Here is a 244-nt window from a genome sequence, read left to right as displayed (position 1 = left end):
GCGCGCTGCAGGACCTGGGCGTGGAGTTTGCCCACGTCAACGTGCTGTCCGACCCGGAAATCCGCGAAGGCATCAAGGCCTACGGCGACTGGCCGACCATCCCGCAGATGTACATCGACAGCGAACTGGTGGTCGGCAGCGACATCATCCTGCAGATGGCCAGCAGCGGTGAGCTGAGCAGCGTGCTGGGCCTGGCCGCGCCGTACCGTACCCCGCCGCGCATCACCGTGACCCCGGCCGCAGT

The 244-nt window shown here is 67.6% G+C and carries 1 protein-coding gene; it reads left to right on the top strand.

The features are described 5' to 3' along the window. On the top strand, positions 1-244 hold a 244-nt coding region (locus ACQG3P_RS21950; RefSeq protein ID WP_426806231.1), incomplete at both ends, for a glutaredoxin domain-containing protein.

The sequence above is a fragment of the Stenotrophomonas sp. SrG genome (genome assembly GCF_050031795.1).
GTDB lineage: Bacteria > Pseudomonadota > Gammaproteobacteria > Xanthomonadales > Xanthomonadaceae > Stenotrophomonas > Stenotrophomonas rhizophila_A.
Note: the sequence above shows the minus strand (reverse complement) of the source record. Positions and strands in the feature narration are given on the sequence as shown.